This window comes from Candidatus Nitrosomarinus catalina (genome assembly GCF_002156965.1).
GTDB classification, from domain to species: Archaea; Thermoproteota; Nitrososphaeria; order Nitrososphaerales; family Nitrosopumilaceae; genus Nitrosopumilus; species Nitrosopumilus catalinensis.
Genome location: NZ_CP021324.1, coordinates 280,096 through 301,013, shown reverse-complemented (window position 1 = coordinate 301,013; position 20,918 = coordinate 280,096). Strand labels below are relative to the sequence as shown.

Here is a 20,918-nt window from a genome sequence, read left to right as displayed (position 1 = left end):
CTATTCATGTATTCAGTAATTTTAACCGAATTAGGAATATCAGTTTTTAATGATGGGCAAGTAGATAAATCATTTCCATTTTCAAACCCAGTTAAAGAATATCTTGCAATAAAAAATAAAGAAGCAAAATTAAATGAATTAATTAATTATTTAGCTAAGATTCAAAGAGGAGTTTCAGTTAGTGACGAGTCATTACTTGCAATTTTGAAAAAATTTTCAATTGATTGTCATATAATGGATCTAGAAGAATTAGAAAAAGTACAATCTACAAAACCGCAAATTATTGTAGATTCAGGATTTGCATCAAATCTTCAAGATACATTGGGCAAATTAAGAGAATTTGCTTTAGGGTTTTCATCTTCAAAAGTTACAGAAGTATCACAAAGTCCAGATCTTCATATTATTCAAGCAATTAATTCATTGGATGAAATTGATAAAATTGCAAATGGATTAAGTTCAAGACTCAGAGAATGGTATGGATTACATTTTCCTGAATTAGATAATATGATAGATAGTATCAACGGATATGCACAAATTGTAATGGCAGGGAAACGAGAATCATTATCAAAACAAGTTTTTGAAGAAGCTGGTTTTCCAGAATCAAAAGTGGAGATGTTATCATTGATCTTATCAAAAAGTAGAGGAGGAGATATTTCAGATATTAATTTATCAATTGTTCAATCGATTGCAAAACAAATTTTAGATTTCTATGAATTACGTAAAAAACTTGAAGAACATGTAGAATCAGAAATGCAAGAAATTGCACCTAACCTTTCTGCTATTTTAGGTACTGCAGTGGGTGCAAGAATTTTAGGAAGAGCTGGAAGTTTAAAAAGAATGGCATCACTTCCTGCAAGTACAATACAAGTATTAGGTGCTGAAAAAGCACTGTTTAGATCATTAAAGACAGGTTCTCAACCACCAAAGCACGGATTATTATTCCAACATGCAATGGTTCATGCAGCTCCACGTTGGCAAAGAGGCAAGATTGCAAGAGCAGTTGCTGCAAAAGCAGTAATTGCTGCAAGAGTGGATGTGTATGGTGAAGGATTGAATCAAACTTTACTAGAAAAACTCAATATCAGAGTAGATGAAATAGGTAAAAAATATGAAAATCCAACTGAAAAAGACATCAGAAAACCTCAACAATTTAGTCGTGGAGATGGAAACTTTGGTGGTAGAAGAGAAGGTGGTAGAAGAGAAGGTGGTAGAAGAGAAGGTGGTAGAAGAGAAGGTGGTAGAAGAGAAGGTGGTAGATTTGATGAAAGAAGAAGAGAAGGTGGTAGAAGAGAAGGTGGTAGATTTGATGAAAGAAGAAGAGAAGGTGGTAGAAGAGAAGGTGGTAGATTTGATGAAAGAAGAAGAGAAGGCGGAGATAGAAACGAAAGATCCAGTTATGGTAATAGAAGAGAAGGCGGAGATAGAAACGAAAGATCCAGTTATGGTGAAAGAAGAAGAGAAGGTTCAGACTCAAATAGAAAGAGAAAGAAGTTTGGAAGAAGATAATCAATCATATTTTTGGATAAAATCAGAAGGAGAACAAAAAATTTCTACTGAAAATCTAGTTCCAGGAAATCAAGTTTACAAGGAAAAATTAATTATTAAAAAAGGAATTGAGTATAGATTATGGGATCCGTTTAGAAGTAAATTAGCAGCATCGATAATGAATGGATTAGAAAATTTTCCGTTTAAAAACAATACAAAAGTTTTGTATTTAGGCGCATCAACAGGAACGACAGTAAGCCATATTTCAGATATTGTAGGTCCAAGTGGATTAGTTTTTGCAGTAGAACATGCTAGTAGAGTTGCAAGAGATTTCTTAGACAGAGTGGCCACACATAGATCTAACATCATGCCAATACTACAAGATGCAAGAAAACCTAAAGAATATTTTTCAGTCTTTGGAAAAGTGGATGTAGTATATGTGGACATAGCACAACCAGATCAAACAAAAATTGCAGTAGATAATTGTGACATGTTTCTAAAAAAAGATGGATTGTTCTTTTTAGTGATTAAAACTAGAAGCATAGATGTAACAAAAGCTCCAAAAAGAATTGTAGAAGAAGAAATAGAAAAACTAAGAGAAAGATTTGAAATTTTAGAATCAATAGACCTACATCCATATGATAAGGATCATGCAATGGTAATTGCAAAATATAAAAATTAATTTTTACCCATTATTTTTTGCACAGGTTTCCAGCTTTTACGCACGAAAACAGGCATGGAATGATTTTTTTTATAATATTTTTTAACAAATTTAACAGTTGTAGAATCAGAAGGATAACCACTTCCAAGATTATGAGTTTTTTTTAATTTTTCAATAGATTTGTCTCTAGTAACTTTTGCAAGAATGGATGCTGCAGATACCACTACAAATTTACTGTCGGCATGATGATATGATTTAATTTTACGACCATCAGAAAGTTGAGAAATTTCTTTACCAAATCTTAATGGTTTTACATCACAAGAGTCAACATAAGAAGTATCTGCATCTAATTTTGAAACCACTTTTGCCATATACTTTGCTTCAAGATTATTCAAAAGATGCTTCTTAACACTAGCATCTATAGAACGTGGGGGAATTTTTGCAATATAGTAATCATCAACAATTTCAATTATTTTTTTATATAATATTTCACGAGATTTAGATGAAAGTTTTTTTGAATCCTTAACTCCAAGTGCAGTCAATTTTTTCAAATTTTTTTTTTCTAAAGAAATACCAGCTATAACTAAAGGTCCCAACATAGAACCACGTCCTGCATCATCAATCCCACAGATTTGCACAAATTTTGTCTTTAAACACAAGTATTAAACCGTTATACGTAATTAAAAACTAGAAAAAGAAATGAAAAATACAAATGAATTATTCCAAGAAATTGTTGAAGGAGATACAAAATTATTAGTTCCAAAAAAATCATTAACAGAGAAAGTACCTCCGATTAAACCAGCATTTTTCAATCCCAAAGCAAAAACAAACAGAGATTTTTCAATAATTGCATATGCAGCATTTTTAAAAAAATTTGAAGGTCCAAAAATTTTCTTGGAATCATTATCAGGAGTAGGGGCAAGAGGGTTACGTGTTGCAAATGAATTAAAAATTGAAAAAATGAAAATAAATGATCTTAATCCAACGGCGTTAGAGCTAGCAAAAGATTCATCCATGCTTAACAATTTGAATGATATTGAATTTTCTGAAAAAGAAGCATGTGTGTTCCTAAATGAACATTCCAGAAAAGGGAATAGAGGTTCGATAGTAGATATTGACCCATTTGGTTCTCCTGCAGCATTTTTTGATTGTGGGATTAGGGCAACTATGCATGGAGGAATATTATCAACTGCTGCAACAGATCTTCAAGTATTAAACGGTCTTTTTCAGGGAGCATGTAAGAGAAAATATGGTGGAGTTCCAGTAAGAGTGGAATACGGAAATGAAATGGCCATCAGGCTAATTTTAGGAAGTCTTAGGTCCGTAGCTGCTAGATTAGGAGTTACAATGATTCCCATGTTTGTTGAAACTGAAATGCATTATTATCGAACATATACGAAAATTTTGAATCGAATAGATCAGGAAGAAAATCTTGGATATATTTTACATTGTAAAAATTGTGGGCATAGAAAAACAGCTATTGAACAACAACAAGAATGTGATTTATGTAAATCAAAAAATAGTAGTGCAGGACCATTATGGATAGGAAAAATATTTGATAAAGAATTTGTTAAAACTATGATTGAAGAAAGTTCAAATTTAAAAATACAAAAATCATGTGAAAAAACTATTCATAAATGCTTAGAGGAAGCAGAAATGCCAGGATATTATTTTACATTAGATGAAATTGCCAAAAAAATTAAAACATCCCCACCAAAATTAGAAAAAGTCATATTAAATTTAAAAGAAAATGGATTTACATCTAGTATAACATCATTTAATCCTACAGGATTTAAAACAAATGCAAACATAAATGAGATAATTAAAATTTTTAATTTATCCAGTGAACCCCATACAAACACAGTATAATTCACTACTCTGTTTTCTACTTGCATCAGGTTTTGTTAGATTAATTCTGGCAAATTTTTTCTTTACATAATCTCTAAATTCTAAAGAATATTCACCATCAAAAACTTTGAAAACAGCGTTTCCTTTGTGAGCTAAAACTTTGTCCATTAGTTTAGTACAATCATAGTTTAAAGAAATCTGTCTTGCATGATCAACTGACCAATTTCCAGTTACCTGTGGAGAAAGATCACATACTACTGCACCAACTTTACGCCCAAAATACGATAAAACATCATCAACTAGAGATTCATTTTCAATATTATCCCTAACAATATGTGCACCAGGAATTTCCTCAACATAAGATAAATCAACTCCCATTACTTTTCCTTGATTTCCAACTAACTTGACAGCAACTTGAGTCCATCCACCAGGAGCACAACCAAGGTCTAATACATAAAATCCAGGACCGATTATTCGATAAGATTTGTTTAATTCTTTTAATTTGAATGCAGATCTTGCTCTAAATCCTTGTTCATGAGCTAATCTACGATAATGATCTTTACGTGCATCAGCTAGTTTCATTTTTTAGCCTTAGATGGTTTTTTGTATTCAGCGATAACCCAATCCTCAATTAATTGACATGTTTTTGGACTAATTTCACCATCTAGAGAACATTTTTGTTCAACAGTACAAACCAAACAAGGGGAATTTTCAATTGATTGTGTACTGATTGGAGTTTTCTTTAAAATTAATTTGTATGTCCAACGATCGTTTTCAAGAAGTTTTTCTCTATTGATAGTACCCATCCTTTCGAGTTTCAAAGACAATCTAGAACCATCTCGACTTGAAAGTTTCAATTTTTTCCACAATTCACTTTGTAGCATTCCATCAGATTCTTTTTCAGCTAAAATATCACAAATTTTATTTGTCAATCGTTCCATGTCAACTTTCTCAATTTGGAAATTTTCAATTTCTGCTTCAGTTAGTTGTTCTTCTAATTCATCTTCAACAGTTCTCTCTGCAATTCTTTTTTCTTCTTCTAATTCTTTTTTAGTTAATTTTTTTGGTTTTACAGGTTTTACTTCATCTTTCTTTGTTACTTTTTTAGCTGGTTTTGCTGCTTCTTTCTTTGTTACTTTTTTAGCTGGTTTTGCTGCTTCTTTCTTTGTTACTTTTTTAGCTGGTTTTGCTGCTTCTTTCTTTGTTACTTTTTTAGCTGGTTTTGCTGCAGTTTTCTTTGTTACTTTTTTAGCTGGTTTTGCTGCAGTTTTCTTTGTTACTTTTTTAGCTGGTTTTGCTTCAAGAATTTTTGTTTTCTTTTTTAATTCTTCAATTTCTGCTTTAATTTTTTTTGCTTCATCAAGTTTTGTCATATAATCACCATTTGTAAATTCAATTTACTACTATTCTCTGAATAATTCATTCCTATTTAACAGTAAATGTTCCAGTAGTAGAAATATTTGTCAGATCAGTTGAAACAATATCTGCAACAATTTTGTAAGAACCAGGAGTGTCAATTATTTTTGAAAAAGTATCATTGTTTGGAAATAACTTACCATCTTTTACACATTGGTTGAAATAACCACCTTGGGTCACCACGTCAGCGCTTCCAGAAACATAAATTGTGATATACAAATCACCACAACTTAGGGATGAATCATTAATTTTTACTTGAATTTGGACAGGTTCAGAAATAGCATATTGGTTTGATAGTCCAATTATTTCAAGATCTGAGTCATGAGATGACTTTCCATGAGAAGACTCTCCAGAGAAAGTCATAGGCCACATATTCAATTCTCTATCAGGTTTCTGAAGAGTGTCAGCCATAACTGCAGAACCAAATACAATAGAGAATATTACAGGTAAAACAAATACAACCATTTGTTTTGATGAGACCATTTTGTACTAAACTAGGTAATTCCCTTATATCTATTTAGCAAAAATTGAGGCTAAGGCTACATTGTGACGAATAAGTTAAATCGTATCCGTGTAGATATTGCATGTGCGACTTAGAAAATTTAGAGTTCGAGCATACAGATGCATTCATGATTCTGGCGAAATAACGGTAGGAGACTTGGCTGCATTTGTAGGACGAAATGAAAGTGGAAAAACAACCATTCTACAAGCATTGACATTATTAAACAGAGATGAAAAAATTTCAGAATTAGATCTTTGTGATGAGATGACTGAGGAGCTTAAAGAGGAAGTCAAACTAGCTGAAGGAGAATTTGAATTAAATGAATATGAAATGGAAATACTAAAAGAGAAATTCCCGGGATTACCAGAAATTAAAAAAATCAAGTTGTTTAGAACAAATAGAAATCCCAAAGTACAATATGAATTTGAAGGAACTGAAATCAGTGATGCTGATGACGGGGGATTAAATTCATGGGAAAATTTTACAAAAGAAATTCTTGAGTTTTTAGATACTTTACCAAACCATGTGAGAATTCAAATTAATACAAAATTATTTGAAGGAGAAGTTCCAAAAAACCAAGAATCATTTGACAGTGGAATGGCAGAATTTAGTAATGAGTTACACGTAATAGCAATTGAAGAATCAAAAATCCTTGAAGAATGGGAAAAAATTTATCATAAGCCAGAAAACCAATTTTCAAATCTTCTTAGCGGTGAAAGTCAAAAAGTTGCATTAAAGAATTTCATTTTTTCAGAATTACACCCTAGATTTGTTTATTTTTCAGATTATAAGAAAATTTATGGGAACATCAACCTAAATGAATACTTAAGAAAAGAAAACGAACAAAAACAAGATTCAATTGAATTCATTGAAGAATTTGATAAAGCTGAAACTGTAAGAAATTTGTTTTATTTAGCAGAATTAGACATGAATGAATTGGATGAAGTTAAAGAACAGCCATCAAAATGTATCAAATTACTTAATACTGCAAGTAACAGATTGACTAAAAAATTAAACCCTGCATGGAAAGGAGATCCTATTCATGTTGATTTAAGATATAATCCAGGAAATATTATGAGTGTCGTAATTTCAGATGTACACAAAGATGGAACAATTACAAACACAGGATTACTAAATAGACGTGCAGAGGGTTTCAAGTGGACATTTTCATTTATTGTAAATTTTGCAGCTGAAACACAACGTTCAGAATTAAAAGAAGCAATATTACTTTTAGATGAACCAGCAAGAAATCTTCACCCAACACAACAAATGGGAATTTCAGATTTATTGAAAAATTTGGCAGGTTCTAATCAAGTTCTATATGCAACACACTCACCATTTATGATATTTGATTATACACCAGGAAATCTGCTAGTTGTCGAATTAGATAAAAGAAAACATCTTAGTAGAATTTTCTATGATTATTGGAATGCAGATGATAAAACACTAACTCCTATTTTGTATGGATTATGCAGAGGTCAAGTAGAGGCAATTGTAGATAGAGAAATTGGAACAAATTCTAGACCAGTAATCATTGTAGAAACAATGTCAGACTCTATGTATTTGAATTCATTTGACAAATTTTTGCAAGATCCAAACATTTCAATGAATCCATTAAATGTAATTGCAGCGTATAATAAAAATTCAGTTTTGCCATTGGCAATATTTTATAGAAATCACGGATACAAAACATTTGTTTTATTAGATAATACAGAAGAATCTAAACAAATATCTGCACAATTAGAATCAAATCAATTCTCTACAGTTCAAACAATCTTTTTTGAAAGGGATGGTAAAAAAATGGAATCAATTGAAGATTATGTTGTAGTGGAAGATTATCTTCATGCAGTAAATCAAACATACGAAATTAAATTAAGACAAGAAGGGTATTCGAATTTAACACCAGAAAGTATTGATTCTAAGGATTCCAACGGTATCTTAGAAAAATTAAGAAGAGTTTGGCAAGAACATAGCGAGGATGATTGGGGGGAATTTAACAATGAGGAAATTACAAGATACATTTGTGAAAAGATTACATTAGAAGAGACTAATTTCTTATCAGATAAGACAAAAGACCAATTCAGATCATTGTACAGATTAATTGCAGAAAGGATTCGACAGTATCAAAACACAGCAACGAAACCAGATCTTGAGAAATTTCAAAAAAAGAGAGAATAAAAAAATGAGAAATACTAAATTAAAATGGAGTTTAAAGTAAATATGAAAAAAATGGCTAATATGAAAAAACCAGTTACTAGTAGTATTGCACTTTCAGCAATCATATTGTTTTCTGTTTCAATAATTTTTATACCATCAAATGGTTACGCTGAAGAAATTAATGTAAAAAGTATGGGAGTAGAAAAGACATCAATTATCACATTTACAAATGATGGAACACAAGACGTTAAAACACTTAGAATTTGGCTAAGTCAAGATGCTAATTTTGAATCTTTTAAAACAGAAAAAGGATGGATTGGTGAAAAAAATTCACAGGGAGTAATAGTTTTTTCATCATCAGAATCAATTAAAGAAAATCAATCAGTAAAATTTGGAATTAAGACAGATAAACCAAATCCAGTAATTAATTGGAAAGGATTAGACACAACAAATTCAGTAATAGATACAGGAGTCATTAGTACCACAAAAATTCAGAAAGTGAATCAAAATCCAAATATCGAATCAAATCAAAATATCATTGATACAGATGGAGAAATATTTTCAGATTCAGTTTTTAGAATAATTCCAGATAAACCAAATGCAGGCTCAACAATTAGAGTAGTAGGTGAAAATTTTGGAGTATCACAACTTTTTGATTTTTACATAGATAGTAGTAGAATTGGAAGTTTTGAGACAGACAATAATGGAAATTTCATAACAACCATGAAAATTCCAGATAACATTTCTAAAGATAGGATAGATTTCAAGATAAAAAATAATCAAGGTGAAGAAAAAATTGTTAGTTTAAGACTGGGAGAAAATCAAAATAGAATAGAAAAATTAGAAAATATAAAAATTACAATTAATGGAATAGATAAAATAGTACATAGAGGAGATAATTTAGAATTATCTGGAACAGGTGCACCAGGTAGTGCCATAATTATAGAAATTAAAGATCCACAACAAAAAACCATTAACAGTAGAACACAAAAAGTAGACGGTACAGGAAATTGGAAGTTAAGTGAACCAATCAGTATTCCGTATGATGCACCATTTGGCAAATATTCCATTATAACTTCAGATGGAAAAAATCAAAATCTAAAATATTGGACAATTCAAACAGATAAAACAATACTAATCGCCCCAACTGAAATAATGTTTGATCCAGGCAGCATTATCAAATTTAACGGAACAGCATTACCAAATCAATTAATTGAATTAGCCTTAGAAGACAATCTAGGAAAAGAAATTACATCAGATATACTTACTGTTGGAGAATCAGGATTTGTTGAATTTCAATACCAAACAACCGAAAACGATGATTTAGAAGGAACATGGACTTTGATTGCAACTCAAAATAAAGTAAAAGAATTCATTTATGTAGGATATGGAGAAATGCCATCAATTCCAGTAAATATTGAATTTGACAAAACAAATTACAAATCATCAGATAATGCAATTATTTCCCTATTAGGTAAACCTTCAGAAATTTTGAAGATTATGATAATTAACCCATCAGGAAGTATCAGTGGAGAAGATATACAAGTTATGTTACAAGAAGATGGTAGAGGAACTTATGAATTAGAATTAGGAGGATATAGTTCTGGAATTTACACAGCAGTAGCTCAAAAAGGCAATGCACAAAGTAGTGAGAAATTCTCAGTAGGCTTACAAATAGGTTCAGGTCCTATTAATGCACAAACAACACAAACAGAGTATTCTCAAGGAGAAAGAATTCTATTGATTGGTTCAACTAATCCAAATGTACTATTAACAGCAGCATTAGTAAATCCTAATGGAGTTGAAATAAAAAGTTTAGAAATTCCGTCAAACAGTGATGGAACGTTCAAAGTGGAAGATTTCAAAATTCCAACAAATGCAATTTCAGGAACTTGGAAAATCAATGTTAGTAGTGGTTCAAACATAGATAGATCACAATTTGAAGTAATTTCACCTCAAGAAGAAGGAATAATTATAGAAATTGGAGAAAAAGTAGAAATCCCAGGATTTGGGGAAAGTGTCAAAGTTGGAATTACAACAACTCAAAAAACATCAGTGACCTTGGAGGTATTTGATCAAAAGGGTAATCTCATAGGACAAAGTCTTTCATGCTTACCAACAATGGATTTCAAATGTGAAATTCTTTGGACGATTCCTAAAGATTTACCTCCAGGAACGTATTCAATTACTGTAAATGATTCAAAAAATGAAGTGAAAAAAGATATCGTGATAGAATAATACAATTTTTATTTTAGTGAATTTAGCAATTTGTATGAATCTTAAAGATAAAATTGCAGAATACCCTAATTTTCCAAAAAAAGGAATACTATTCAGAGACTTCAGTCCAGTTTTAAAAGATCCTTCATCACTATCACAAATTGCCGATGAATTTGTAAAACATTTTCATCCAAAAAATGTAGATGTGTTTGCAGGAATTGAGTCAAGAGGATTCCTTCTAGCAACAATTTTGGCATTGAGATACAACAAAGGTATTGTAATGGTTAGAAAAGCAGGCAAATTACCAGGAAAAACTGCCAAGTTATCATATACCATAGAATACGGAAAGGATACAATTGAAATTCAAAAAGATATTCTTGAAAAAGGTCAAAGAGTAATAATTTGTGATGATCTATTAGCAACTGGAGGTACAGCAAAAGCAGCAGGAAAACTAATTGAAAAAGTTGGTGGAGAAATAACAGGATTTGCATTTATAATTGAATTAACAGAGTTAAACGGAATTAAAGGACTAAGCAAATACAATTGTAAATCACTGGTGAAATATTAATGGAAAAAGACGTAGAGATTGGAATTTTTGGTGGAACTGGAATATATGATTCAGGCTTGCTAGAAAATGCGCAAGAAATCGATATAGATACACCATATGGAAAACCTTCAGACACCATAACAGTTGGAGTTTTCAAAGGAAGAAAAATTGCATTTCTTCCAAGACATGGAAAAAAACACACAATTCCACCGCATATGATTAATTTCAAAGCAAATATCTGGGCATTCAAAGAATTAGGAATTACTAGAATTATTGCACCATCAGCAGTAGGAAGTTTAAAAGAAGAATTAGAACCAGGTCATTTTGTTTTACCAACACAATTTTTAGATTTTACAAAATCAAGAGACGGTTCTTTTTCTGAAGACGGAAGAGTAATCCACATTTCAGTTGCAGATCCGTTTTGTCCAGAATTACAATCATCAATTCTTAAAGTAACTGATGAAGAAAATATCGGAATTCATAAAGACTGTACATACGTATGCATTGAAGGTCCACGTTTTTCAACCAGAGCAGAATCTAAATTTTATAGAACAACAGGTGCAGATATTATTGGAATGACATTGGTTCCAGAATGTCAACTTGCAAGAGAAGCTCAAATGTGCTATGCATCAATTTCAACAGTAACAGATTATGATGTATGGGCAGATAAACCAGTTACTGCAAAAGAAGTATTAGAAACACTCGGAAAAAATGTTGAAACTACAAAGAAAATCTTAACAAAATTGATTGAAAAAATACCAAAAACAAGAACTTGTTCATGTGCTAAAGCATTAGAAGAAGCAGAATTCTAATCATCTACAAAGGATTCTTTCTTGAGTCCTTCTGGAAGTGTCAAATCCCCTTGAAGTAAGTTTTGTTGTAATTTCATAATTACCTCATCTATATCATAACCTAATTTTTTTAGTTCTGTTTCAGTAGTTTGAGATAATTTTGCTCCAACATTTTGTCCACCAATTCTACCAAATGCAATAGCTGTAAAACGAAATTCATTATTATCTAATGTAAAATTCCCAGTAATTTTTGCAGCCATCTGGCTACCATGAATATTATTAATGTGAACTTTTATGTCCATAATCTATTCTAAATCTCAATTGCTTTGTTAACATTGTCTTCAATTAAAAAGCTCCAATGTTGTTCATCTTCAATTTTAAAATTTTTACTTTCGAGAGGAATTACTTTTTCATCTAAACATTCATGCTGAATGGTTCCATTTTCTTTTAGTTTTACTAATTTCCATTTGTATTTTCCTTGTTGTAATTTACATACGCTTACGGCCCATTTTGCATCAGAATCAATTCTTGGCATTCCAACAATATCAGTTAATTCTTCAATACCAAGCTGTTTTTCCTCACAGAAATGTTTCTTACAAACACCGCATCTCCATACATCAACAGAACCTATAGTTCGTTCATCTATGTTGAGATTTACTACACCGTAGTATGTAATCTGAGGATTGTCACAGCATTTGTAAACTGGAGCAGCTTTTACTTTTTCTTCTTCAGGTTTTTCTACAGTTTTTTCAGTGTCGCTCAATATTGTTCACAAATTATTAGCATTATTTAGTTCTTGCATCATCATATGGTTGTTCTAAAATTACACCTATACTATCAACAACTTTGTTTCGTTTAAATTCAATATTTTCTCTTTCACACATTTTTCTATACATGTTAACTGCAGTAAACCTTGGATGCATTGCTTCAAATTCAGTTTCAGAAATATCAATAAAAGCACCTAGACTCATTAAATCAGTTGCAGTTTTTTGAGCAGATTCAGATGAAATTTTTAATTTTTCAGCAATTTGTGAGGAAGACATTTTTCCATACCATGTAATTAACAAATAGGTTTTAGCCTGAATAGGTGTCAATTTAATTTCAGAAATTAAATCATTTTCAAGTTTTGAAGAATCCATAATTTTCAAAGAAAATAACAAGTACATAAAATATGGGTTAAAGGATTATTTTTTTACTAGTATTTTTTTTGAAATTTTTAAACTAAATCCCATTGCAATAAAATGTACAACTCCACCCACAATTGCAGCGTTTATCAAGTTATCAAGAATAGTCCATGTAATTAAAAAGGCAATAATTGAGGGAACTGTAAGAATTGTAGCCATTATAGTTCCTTTGATCATAATCTCGCTAATCTTCAATTTAGAATTAGAGGGATCAGACAATATGATAATTGTCAAAAATGGTAATAAAAATCAAAGATACTTTATATTTGGTGGACACCGATTTGTATTGTTTGTCAAGTTACAAAAAAACATATTCAAATGAACAATCATTAAATTTCGTAATTCCAATAATTGTAATTTTATTTTTAGGGATAGTATACATAATGAGTCAAAGGGCTGATACAGGTTATGTCAGTTTCATTCTAATCGGAGCAGCAGCAATAACAATGGTCTACTGGGTCAGAGTAATTAAAAAGATGGCAGTGGAGCAAAAACCTGCAACATACGAACAAGCAAGAGAGCAAGAAACAAAGAATTGGGTTTATGATTTAATCAAAGGTGAAGGAGAATTTGTTTTTGTAGCAGAGGTTCCAGGACCTGAAGATAAAATTGCAGTTAGATTAGTAGATGGAATATTATATGTTCGTGGTACAGGCGGATTTTCAAAAGAAGTTCCAATTGAAGGAGCAAATGAAATGCAAATATTTGATTTCAAATATAGAAATGGTGTATTAACACTAAGAATAAAATAATTAGAGACTCTTTGCTAATTCTAACTTTTGTGGTAAATATTTGTCCGTAATATTTGTGAGACCATATTTTGAGAATGCTTCCAATTCAGCTTTTCTTTTTAATCTCAAAAATACATCTAATTCCTTTTTCCAAATTCCATCTTGATATCTAGGATCTTTTTGTAAATCATAACATCTCTTAATATCAGATTCAGTCATTGGGATAGTAGGTAACTTGTATTTTTCAATATCAGTAGCCCAAACTCCAACCCATTTAGCATCAGGAACGGTTAATTCTCTAAGATGTGCAGCATTTGCAGAACCAGATTTAATTACCATTGCAATATGTTCTCCATACACATCCCCATCAGTTAAACAAATGATTGGTAATTTCATTTCATCATGAAGTCTTTTCAATAATGTTCTAGTTGAACGAGGTGCTTGTCCACCAGTATTAATGATGATTGATTTGAATTTTTTATCAACTTGTTCTTCAACAAATCTTGTAAAAAGACCACCTTTTTCAATTGCAATAACAATTTCAGCACTTGTATCAACCAATTCAGCAGTTGTCAAACTTGGGCCTATCGAATATCCATCAGGATGGTTTGCCAAATTCATTGTCTTTCCTTCATAACCAGGAATAGTGTATTCAATATTCAAATCACCGAAAATAGAGCTTCTTTCCTCAGGAAAAATATGAAAATCCTCTCTAGGTTTAGAAGTTACTGCCTCTAAATCCACAATAATATTATCAGATTCAGATTGATCTTCAAATTCTACAGCAAATGCTTGAGATGAGTAGTAAACATCTCTCAAAGTAGATGATTTTTTTTCATTTGTTAATCTATTTGCAAAAAATGCCAACCACATTAATTGTGTAAATGATCTTAATTGAGCGGAATTTCTAGAGCTTCTCAAAGCAGCATTAGTTCCTAAAATATATTGTCTAAGTTTTTTATCATATACAATATTACTTACAGATCTGCTAGGAATAGAAAATTTTGGGAATTGTCCATTATCTAAATCATCATAAATTTTTGCACCATGACTTTTTAGCATTTCAAGAATATTCTTTTGTTTATCATCTGCTTTTTTACTTCGAGCTTTAATTTTACTTTCTTTTTGTTTTTTACTTGTTGCCAATTTCTTTTTCCTCCTTTACAGCTTTTTTATTTTCAGTTTCAATTTCAGTTTCTAACATTTTCTTATAATTAGGTTCTTTTTTCTTTCCAGCTAGTTCGGTACAAAATTCTGCAATCATTGGAATGTATTTTGCATAAAGATTTGCTCGTTTTTTAGCAGCTTCAGCTTGACCCCGTTTAGACATAAATGAAGATAATTTTCTAGATAAGAATTGCAAAGCTAATCTTAATTCTCTTTCTATTTCTTGTCTATCTGCAACATTTTCTTTTCCAGCAGTTTTGTATGGAATTCTTGTTGAACAAATATGTGAAACAATAATGAAAGGAGGTTCACCTTTTACTTTGTATCTTCCCCAATCAGTGTCATTTACAACTTTGATAACAACATCACTTCCTTCATCATAAAGTAATGGAATTCTATTTGCATAGCGATAAACATGAGGTCCGCCTGATTTAATATCACCACCATAAGCAATACCCATTTCAATAATGAATGGAAATCCAGAATAAGCAGAAGCTGGACGTTGAACTACAGCTACAAAATCAGGATTAAAAAATTTCTTAATTCCTTTTTCTAGAGGTTCAGCACCTAATGGAGCCAAACAACTAGAATCCGGAGCCATGAAATCATCAAATTTTTGAAGAGAATCACTCAGATTGACAAGTTCTTGATTAGTCAGAGTGCCCATTCTTTTTTCAGGCTTTATTTTAGCAAATTCAGCAAATTTTACTGCAGTTGTTGGCCCTACACGCTGAAATCGTTTAGTCAAAAATGTGGTTAACGGTTCGCCCTGAACTGTGTTTGTTAATTGTTTATAATATTGACTTTCAGGATCCATATCTACAGATTTAGATTGTGAATCACCAAAATCCCAATAAAATAATTTTTTATTTGGCATGTCAATATCCTCAATTCTAATTTTGTTTAATTTTTCAAAATCCATTTTTAAAAAGGACATTAAAGCAATTACAACTCTAACTTGACGTGGAAGATTTTTCCATTTTTTCTTTGCTTTATCCATTATAGAACTAAAACTAAGATTCTTTTTGGACAAACCTAAATCTTTTCTAACTTTTTCAATCATTGCATCATCAATTGTTGGAATTTCAAATTGGGATTCAACAATCATACGTCGAATTCGTTCTACGTCAATTCCATGAGGATGAGGGCGAATAATAGTAGGTGGTGGTGGAATATCTTTTACAAATCTAGGATGACTAAATTTTTGTCCTTTAGGGTCATCAAAAGTAATTGATGCATAAGGAGTAATCAAAGAAGTTTCATAAACATAATCACGAATTTTATTTCCTGCTTTAGAATAATCACCCTCTAAACAAATACTGACACTCAATCCTTTTTTTGCAACTTCTTTTGTAGTATGTTTTACTATTACAGGTTTGTTTTTTTGAATATCCAACAATATTTCAAATTGATTTTGAATTTTGGCGTCTGAAGAACTTTTTACAGTTACAGGTTTGTTTGTTGTAATTTGTCCATACAAAATTGCCATTGTTGCACCCAACCCAAACATACCTCTTGCTTGTTTAAGTCCAAATTTTGAACCATAAAGTACAGTTCCAAAAGCAAGTGGGATGTGTTCTGCATCAATTCCAGGTCCATTATCTTTTACAGTCAAAATGTAAGGTTTAGGGTCAGGTTTATCAGGATCAACAGCCTTGATGGTAAGATGAACGTCTGGAAGAATGCCTTTTTGATCACATGCATCTAGTGCATTTTCAACAAATTCACGAACAGCAGTGTATAGTGAACGAGTAGGATTACTAAATCCAGCTAAATCCCTATTACTATAAAAAAACTCACTAGGAGAAATTTGATTAAATTTTTCTTTAATAGAAGACATCTTGATCTTCCCACAATTGCATTTTTTCTTGTTTTGTTCTTCGGTTTGCAGCTTCTAATTTGTCATAAACTGCACCATGCATACCTCCACTGGAAATAGCAGAAATTGCATCAACTACTAATCTTAATTTACTTGCATCGCCAATAATTGAAACCGTTCTTCCATAAACTGAAATGTGTGTACTAGTAAGATTTTCCATATTTTTTCTTGCTCTACCTCCTTCTCCAATGATCCTCCCTTTTATCCTTTCAACATTTGCATTAGATTTTCCAGCAAATTCTCTAAGGTCTATTACATGTAATGTATTTTCACCTTCTAACAAAGTCATTGCATTTTCAGGAGAAAATCCTCGTCCAATTGCATTAACAATTTCCATTGCTTTGAATGGTTGCATTTTTTCAACATCACCAACAGATTTTATAAAAACTTCGCCGTTATCACCGTCAATATCAATTGAAACATAACAAGATTTTTCAATTGAAGATTTAACGCTACCAGATTTTCCAATTAGAGCACCTATTCTATCATTAGGTATACGAATTAATTTTTCAAAGCTCATTTACAATATCCTCAAATATGTCAACAGGATCTTCAATAGTCATTCCTCTTTTCTTAAAGAATCGTGTAATGTTATTAATGTCTCTTTTAAGAAACTCCTTAGAATTTGGATGTCTAAGATCAACAGCAGAACCCAAATCAAATACAACTAATCCATCATCAGTTTTAAAAATATTATATTCTGAAAAATCACCATGTACTAATTTTGCTTTATGGTATAGATCTTTAATTAAAGAAATTGCTTGTTCATAATCATTTTGTTCTACATTTGAGGTTAGCAAAGCCCTACAAGGTGCACCATCATTACCCACAAAATCCATAGCTAGTACATTATTTGTAACATAAAGAGGTCTAGGTACAGGAATTCCAGCCTCATAGCATTGGGTAAGATTACGGTATTCTTTTTTTGCCCATAAGTAAACTAAATTTTTGGTCCCCTTTTTGACATGACGGAATCTAGGATCTCCCGTAAGATATGGTTCACGTTTTTTAAAATTAGAAGTACTAACCAAATAAATTTTCAATGCAACACTAGTATCATCATCAGCAACACCCCAAAAAACAACAGATTCTTTTCCAGCACTTACAGAACCATTAACATATGCAATTACATGATCTGTTATCATTTTGTATAATGTCATAACTGTAGGTTTATCTAAAACTTCATTGACAACTTTACCTTTCTTAAATCCATCATCTAGTTCTCTTCGTTTAGATTTTGAAATTAATTTATCATCAATTTTAGATTCTAATTTTCTACTAATAGTATCAGTCAATAGTTATTATTTTCCACACTAGATAAAAGAGATTGCTTTTTAATTAAAACATTAGAGATGGTTAGATAGTGAAAATTCATGTCACGAATTAAATATAATTAAAAATGGAATATCAGAAATAATTTTAACACCATCTTTAGAACCAATTCCAAGATCAATAGCTAAAGAAATTGTTTCTTTACCAACTAGATTCATAATGGAAGCAGATTTTAAAAAAGAGGTAGCCTCATCTTTGTTTACTATTTGTTTACCATAATAGCTTTCACTAATGTGAATTTTTAATTTACCATCAAAAACATCTTTTCCTATTAATTCAGCATCACACATATTGACCATGATGTTTTTTTGGTAATCAGAAATTCTTACTGAAAATTGCATTACGCATATTTACCTTTCAAAGTAGATTTTGCACCACATGCTTCACAAATTAAAAATGAAATACGGTTTTCTTTAATAATTTTTGAATCAGGACTTTTACAAGTTGGACATTCAACATAGTCTTTAACATAAATTTGAAATAATCTTGTAAAATCATCTGGAGCTCTACGTCCAACAAACATTGCTTTATCACCCAATCTTTCTGCGGGAACTGCAAATTCTTTTGACAAGTATTGAAGTACCTTATCGGGTTCTCTTCGTAAAACTTTTGGAAATTCAGAGAAATTACGTAAAAATGTTTTTTGTCCTTCCCACATTACATCCACAACAGGTAGTTCAAACCGGGTAGAAGATTTTTCAGTCGAATCACCTAATTTGTCTTCAATTCGTTTAAGTAATTTCTCATAGTCAGATTTAGTCATAAAAAAACGTGGGGGGTATTCCCTATATTGTTTTTGAAAAAGTGGAATCGAGTAAACTAATGTTCTCTATTCTTTTGGCATTGCGCCAATACGGAATACGTTAGTTCCACAAGTTGGACATGTGCCTTTTACAGCTGGACGTCCATTCTTTAGTTTCACTTCTTTAGGATCTTTGATATCCGTTTTTGCTCTACATTTTACACAATATGCTTGAACCATTATGAAATTACACACAATTTGGAAGTATTTAGTAAGAGGCTGTGAAATATTTTTCACTATCAAACTAGATGTACGTAGTTTTTTTTAGGCACTAAAAAATATCAAATCAATAAAATTTTTATAAAAATGCACATTTTATTATAAATAAAGCAATTATTATTAATTAAAAATATAGTTTTTTCAAAATATAATTAATTTAGTCATAATTTGAGAAAAATTATCAAATATAAACTAGGTCACAATAAGAAGAGAAAATGGCATCAAAAAAAGGAATTGCAATAACAGTAATTATTTTAGCAGCAATTACAAGTGCCAGTTTTTTACTATGGATAATCCCACAAGAAAATGATACAACATTCATTGTAACAGATTATCAAGGATATCTTGATGGAGCAGAAAACATTCATGAAGTATTACAAGAATCCATAGATATCGAATACCAAAATCTTCGTGATGGAAAAATTTCACCAGAGGACTATATCACAGTCACTGAAGTAACATCATCTCAAGTCACAACGCAGATAAGTGAATTCATTACTTCAAAACCATCTGAACAATGGCAAGAAAGTTACATTAGTTACATGAATGCAATGAAAAAGTTTAACGAATATGTTCTGGAAACCAAGATTCTAGCAAATCAAATTCAAAATTCAAGTCCAAATGAAGATATTTTACAGACTATAGAAAAAATTGAGTCAATTAAAGCAGAATCTATGGAATATGTAAAACAATCAAATGAATTAAGACCATAGGCTCAAAACCGAATTTTACTAATGAGAAGAGTTGGAAATCATTAAAAACTAATTCCATGTAAAGAGAGCATGTCTCAAAGATCTTCGAAAGTTCAAAAAGATGTAAGTAAATCAACAGCCAATAAATTAGTTGTAATTTGTGTAGATAGAGACGACGATGTAGGTGAAAAAACAGGAATCAGCACTCCAGTAATAGGAAGGGATGCATGTATAGAAGCAGCACAAAGATTAGCATTAGAAGATCCCGAGGATGCTGATTCTAATTCAATTTTTGCTGCAATTAAGACTTATGAAGATTTGATAAGTAAAGGATACCAAGTTGAAGTGGCTACCATTACAGGAGTTAAAGATAGAGGGGTACAAGCAGATGAGAAAATTTTACGAGAAGCAAGAATTATTCTAGAAAAATTTGATGCAAATGGTGCAGTAATTGTTTCAGATGGTGAAGATGATGAGAGTGTAATTCCAGTTATCCAAAATGTACTGCCAGTTGTTTCAGTACAAAGAGTAGTGATGAAAGTAAGTAGAAGTGTAGAGTATTCTTATGCAGTTTTTGGAAAATATCTGAAAATGATTGCTTATGATACAAAATATTCAAAATTCTTTTTGGGAGTTCCAGGAATTCTTTTGTTGATAGGGGGAATTGGAACCGTTTTTGGATATACTGCAGAAATTTTTGCAGTACTTGTAAGTATTTTAGGTGGAGCATTTTTAATCAGAGCATTTGATATAGATAGAGCTTGGACAAGCTGGTCAAAACCTACACCGACAGGTTTTATCAGAATGTTTACAATGGTTACGGGAGTGTTATTGATTTTATCATCAGTACCGGCGGGAATTAGTACAATCGATCCTCAGATAATTGAAGAAAATGGTGGAGTAGTTGAAAGTATGTCTAATCAAATTGTTATTGGACAATTTGTAGCAGGCTCATTGCCAATTTTATGGATTGGATTGGGAGCAATTTTTGCTGGAACATTACTTAGTAATTGGATTGGAGGAATTCCAAGACAAATTAGTGATATTCTAAGAATTATTGTTTTGATTTCATTATATCCAATAATTGCTCAATTTACCAATATTATGATATTTGATGAAAGTTCATTCACATTAATTCCACCATTATTAGGAGGATTAGCAGTAACATTAGTTTCAGCCACAATTCTGTTTAAAAAATACAGAAAACAAAAAGACCAAGAAATGGTATGAGAATTAAGAATTAATTTTATTCTATTTTTTAAAAAACACAAATATCATCAGATAGCCA

General features: G+C 31.2%; 25 protein-coding genes. 10 read left to right on the top strand and 15 right to left on the bottom strand.

From position 1 onward, the window contains the following. The first annotated feature begins 6 nt into the window (after positions 1–6). Both NMSP_RS01730 and NMSP_RS01725 read left to right on the top strand, forming a co-directional pair. Positions 7–1,506 carry a ribonucleotide-diphosphate reductase subunit beta gene (locus NMSP_RS01730; RefSeq protein WP_086907175.1) on the top strand — a complete coding sequence of 500 codons (1,500 nt, stop codon included), beginning with the start codon at positions 7–9 and terminating at the stop codon, positions 1,504–1,506. Next, complete coding sequence (locus NMSP_RS01725; protein ID WP_192866194.1) at positions 1,493–2,167, top strand: fibrillarin-like rRNA/tRNA 2'-O-methyltransferase; 675 nt, start codon at positions 1,493–1,495, stop codon at positions 2,165–2,167. The genes NMSP_RS01730 and NMSP_RS01725 overlap by 14 nt, the downstream gene beginning before the upstream one ends. Here NMSP_RS01725 and rnhB read toward each other — a convergent pair. Then, positions 2,164–2,784: a ribonuclease HII gene (rnhB, locus tag NMSP_RS01720; RefSeq protein WP_086907173.1), complete on the bottom strand. Its 621-nt coding sequence runs from the start codon at positions 2,782–2,784 to the stop codon at positions 2,164–2,166. The two genes, NMSP_RS01725 and rnhB, sit on opposite strands and share 4 nt — an antisense overlap. A gap of 61 nt (positions 2,785–2,845) precedes the next feature. On the opposite strand from rnhB, the gene NMSP_RS01715 reads away from it, so the two are divergent. Further along, complete coding sequence (locus NMSP_RS01715; RefSeq protein WP_086907172.1) at positions 2,846–4,015, top strand: tRNA (guanine-N1)-methyltransferase; 1,170 nt, start codon at positions 2,846–2,848, stop codon at positions 4,013–4,015. Here the strand turns inward: NMSP_RS01715 and NMSP_RS01710 are convergent. The 3 genes from NMSP_RS01710 to NMSP_RS01700 are packed head-to-tail and all read right to left on the bottom strand — an operon-like array spanning position 3,983 to position 5,893. Next, the gene (locus NMSP_RS01710; RefSeq protein ID WP_086907171.1) at positions 3,983–4,576 is read right to left on the bottom strand and encodes an RlmE family RNA methyltransferase; all 594 of its coding nucleotides are present in this window, start codon (positions 4,574–4,576) and stop codon (positions 3,983–3,985) included. The two genes, NMSP_RS01715 and NMSP_RS01710, sit on opposite strands and share 33 nt — an antisense overlap. Beyond that, positions 4,573–5,367, bottom strand: coding sequence for a transcriptional regulator (locus NMSP_RS01705; protein WP_086907170.1), 795 nt, complete (start codon positions 5,365–5,367; stop codon positions 4,573–4,575). Before NMSP_RS01705 ends, NMSP_RS01710 begins: the two co-directional genes overlap by 4 nt. Positions 5,368–5,419: 52 nt before the next feature. Further along, the gene (locus NMSP_RS01700) at positions 5,420–5,893 is read right to left on the bottom strand and encodes a hypothetical protein (protein ID WP_086907169.1); all 474 of its coding nucleotides are present in this window, start codon (positions 5,891–5,893) and stop codon (positions 5,420–5,422) included. A 103-nt stretch (positions 5,894–5,996) separates the two neighbouring features. Here NMSP_RS01700 and NMSP_RS01695 point away from each other — a divergent pair, with 103 nt between their 5' ends. Genes NMSP_RS01695 through NMSP_RS01680 form a run of 4 tightly spaced genes read left to right on the top strand, consistent with a single transcriptional unit; the run spans position 5,997 to position 11,645 of the window. Further along, positions 5,997–8,090: an AAA family ATPase gene (locus tag NMSP_RS01695; RefSeq protein WP_086908323.1), complete on the top strand. Its 2,094-nt coding sequence runs from the start codon at positions 5,997–5,999 to the stop codon at positions 8,088–8,090. 42 nt (positions 8,091–8,132) lie between these two features. Beyond that, a complete protein-coding gene (locus NMSP_RS01690) occupies positions 8,133–10,307 on the top strand; it encodes a biofilm-associated protein (RefSeq protein ID WP_225971302.1) in 2,175 nt (724 codons plus the stop codon). Between the two features lie 34 nt (positions 10,308–10,341). Further along, entirely contained in the window at positions 10,342–10,854 is a 513-nt protein-coding gene (locus NMSP_RS01685; protein ID WP_086907168.1) for an adenine phosphoribosyltransferase, read from the top strand. Continuing rightward, positions 10,854–11,645: an S-methyl-5'-thioadenosine phosphorylase gene (locus tag NMSP_RS01680; protein ID WP_086907167.1), complete on the top strand. Its 792-nt coding sequence runs from the start codon at positions 10,854–10,856 to the stop codon at positions 11,643–11,645. Before NMSP_RS01685 ends, NMSP_RS01680 begins: the two co-directional genes overlap by 1 nt. Here the strand turns inward: NMSP_RS01680 and NMSP_RS01675 are convergent. From NMSP_RS01675 to NMSP_RS01660, 4 genes are all read right to left on the bottom strand, one after another. Then, positions 11,642–11,926 carry a hypothetical protein gene (locus NMSP_RS01675; RefSeq protein WP_086907166.1) on the bottom strand — a complete coding sequence of 95 codons (285 nt, stop codon included), beginning with the start codon at positions 11,924–11,926 and terminating at the stop codon, positions 11,642–11,644. The genes NMSP_RS01680 and NMSP_RS01675 overlap by 4 nt on opposite strands. Positions 11,927–11,934: 8 nt before the next feature. Beyond that, positions 11,935–12,300: a hypothetical protein gene (locus NMSP_RS01670; RefSeq protein ID WP_086908321.1), complete on the bottom strand. Its 366-nt coding sequence runs from the start codon at positions 12,298–12,300 to the stop codon at positions 11,935–11,937. Positions 12,301–12,409: 109 nt separating this feature from the next. Continuing rightward, positions 12,410–12,763, bottom strand: coding sequence for a hypothetical protein (locus NMSP_RS01665; RefSeq protein ID WP_086907165.1), 354 nt, complete (start codon positions 12,761–12,763; stop codon positions 12,410–12,412). Positions 12,764–12,808: 45 nt separating this feature from the next. Further along, the gene (locus NMSP_RS01660; protein WP_086907164.1) at positions 12,809–13,027 is read right to left on the bottom strand and encodes a hypothetical protein; all 219 of its coding nucleotides are present in this window, start codon (positions 13,025–13,027) and stop codon (positions 12,809–12,811) included. A gap of 17 nt (positions 13,028–13,044) precedes the next feature. On the opposite strand from NMSP_RS01660, the gene NMSP_RS01655 reads away from it, so the two are divergent. Further along, entirely contained in the window at positions 13,045–13,560 is a 516-nt protein-coding gene (locus tag NMSP_RS01655) for an Hsp20/alpha crystallin family protein (protein ID WP_086907163.1), read from the top strand. On the opposite strand, the gene NMSP_RS01650 is transcribed toward NMSP_RS01655, so the two are convergent. The 7 genes from NMSP_RS01650 to NMSP_RS08330 form a co-directional block, all read right to left on the bottom strand. Beyond that, positions 13,561–14,685 (bottom strand): DNA topoisomerase IV subunit A, encoded by a 1,125-nt coding sequence (locus NMSP_RS01650; protein WP_086907162.1) that lies wholly within the window; start codon positions 14,683–14,685, stop codon positions 13,561–13,563. Beyond that, positions 14,672–16,546 carry a DNA topoisomerase VI subunit B gene (locus tag NMSP_RS01645; protein ID WP_086907161.1) on the bottom strand — a complete coding sequence of 625 codons (1,875 nt, stop codon included), beginning with the start codon at positions 16,544–16,546 and terminating at the stop codon, positions 14,672–14,674. The genes NMSP_RS01650 and NMSP_RS01645 overlap by 14 nt, the downstream gene beginning before the upstream one ends. Continuing rightward, a complete protein-coding gene (locus NMSP_RS01640) occupies positions 16,533–17,105 on the bottom strand; it encodes a KH domain-containing protein (protein ID WP_086907160.1) in 573 nt (190 codons plus the stop codon). Before NMSP_RS01640 ends, NMSP_RS01645 begins: the two co-directional genes overlap by 14 nt. Next, positions 17,095–17,880, bottom strand: a complete 786-nt coding sequence (locus NMSP_RS01635) for a serine protein kinase RIO (RefSeq protein ID WP_086907159.1) — start codon at positions 17,878–17,880, stop codon at positions 17,095–17,097. The genes NMSP_RS01640 and NMSP_RS01635 overlap by 11 nt, the downstream gene beginning before the upstream one ends. 81 nt (positions 17,881–17,961) lie before the next feature. Then, positions 17,962–18,258, bottom strand: a complete 297-nt coding sequence (locus NMSP_RS01630; RefSeq protein WP_086907158.1) for a DUF424 domain-containing protein — start codon at positions 18,256–18,258, stop codon at positions 17,962–17,964. Further along, entirely contained in the window at positions 18,258–18,680 is a 423-nt protein-coding gene (locus NMSP_RS01625; protein ID WP_086907157.1) for a translation initiation factor IF-2 subunit beta, read from the bottom strand. The genes NMSP_RS01630 and NMSP_RS01625 overlap by 1 nt, the downstream gene beginning before the upstream one ends. 66 nt (positions 18,681–18,746) lie before the next feature. Then, positions 18,747–18,899, bottom strand: a complete 153-nt coding sequence (locus NMSP_RS08330) for a DUF5679 domain-containing protein (protein WP_192866193.1) — start codon at positions 18,897–18,899, stop codon at positions 18,747–18,749. 254 nt (positions 18,900–19,153) lie between these two features. Between NMSP_RS08330 and NMSP_RS01620 the strand changes: the two genes are divergently transcribed. Both NMSP_RS01620 and NMSP_RS01615 read left to right on the top strand, forming a co-directional pair. Then, the gene (locus tag NMSP_RS01620; RefSeq protein ID WP_086907156.1) at positions 19,154–19,651 is read left to right on the top strand and encodes a hypothetical protein; all 498 of its coding nucleotides are present in this window, start codon (positions 19,154–19,156) and stop codon (positions 19,649–19,651) included. A gap of 69 nt (positions 19,652–19,720) precedes the next feature. Then, positions 19,721–20,860, top strand: coding sequence for a DUF373 family protein (locus NMSP_RS01615; RefSeq protein WP_086907155.1), 1,140 nt, complete (start codon positions 19,721–19,723; stop codon positions 20,858–20,860). Positions 20,861–20,918: the final 58 nt, after the last annotated feature.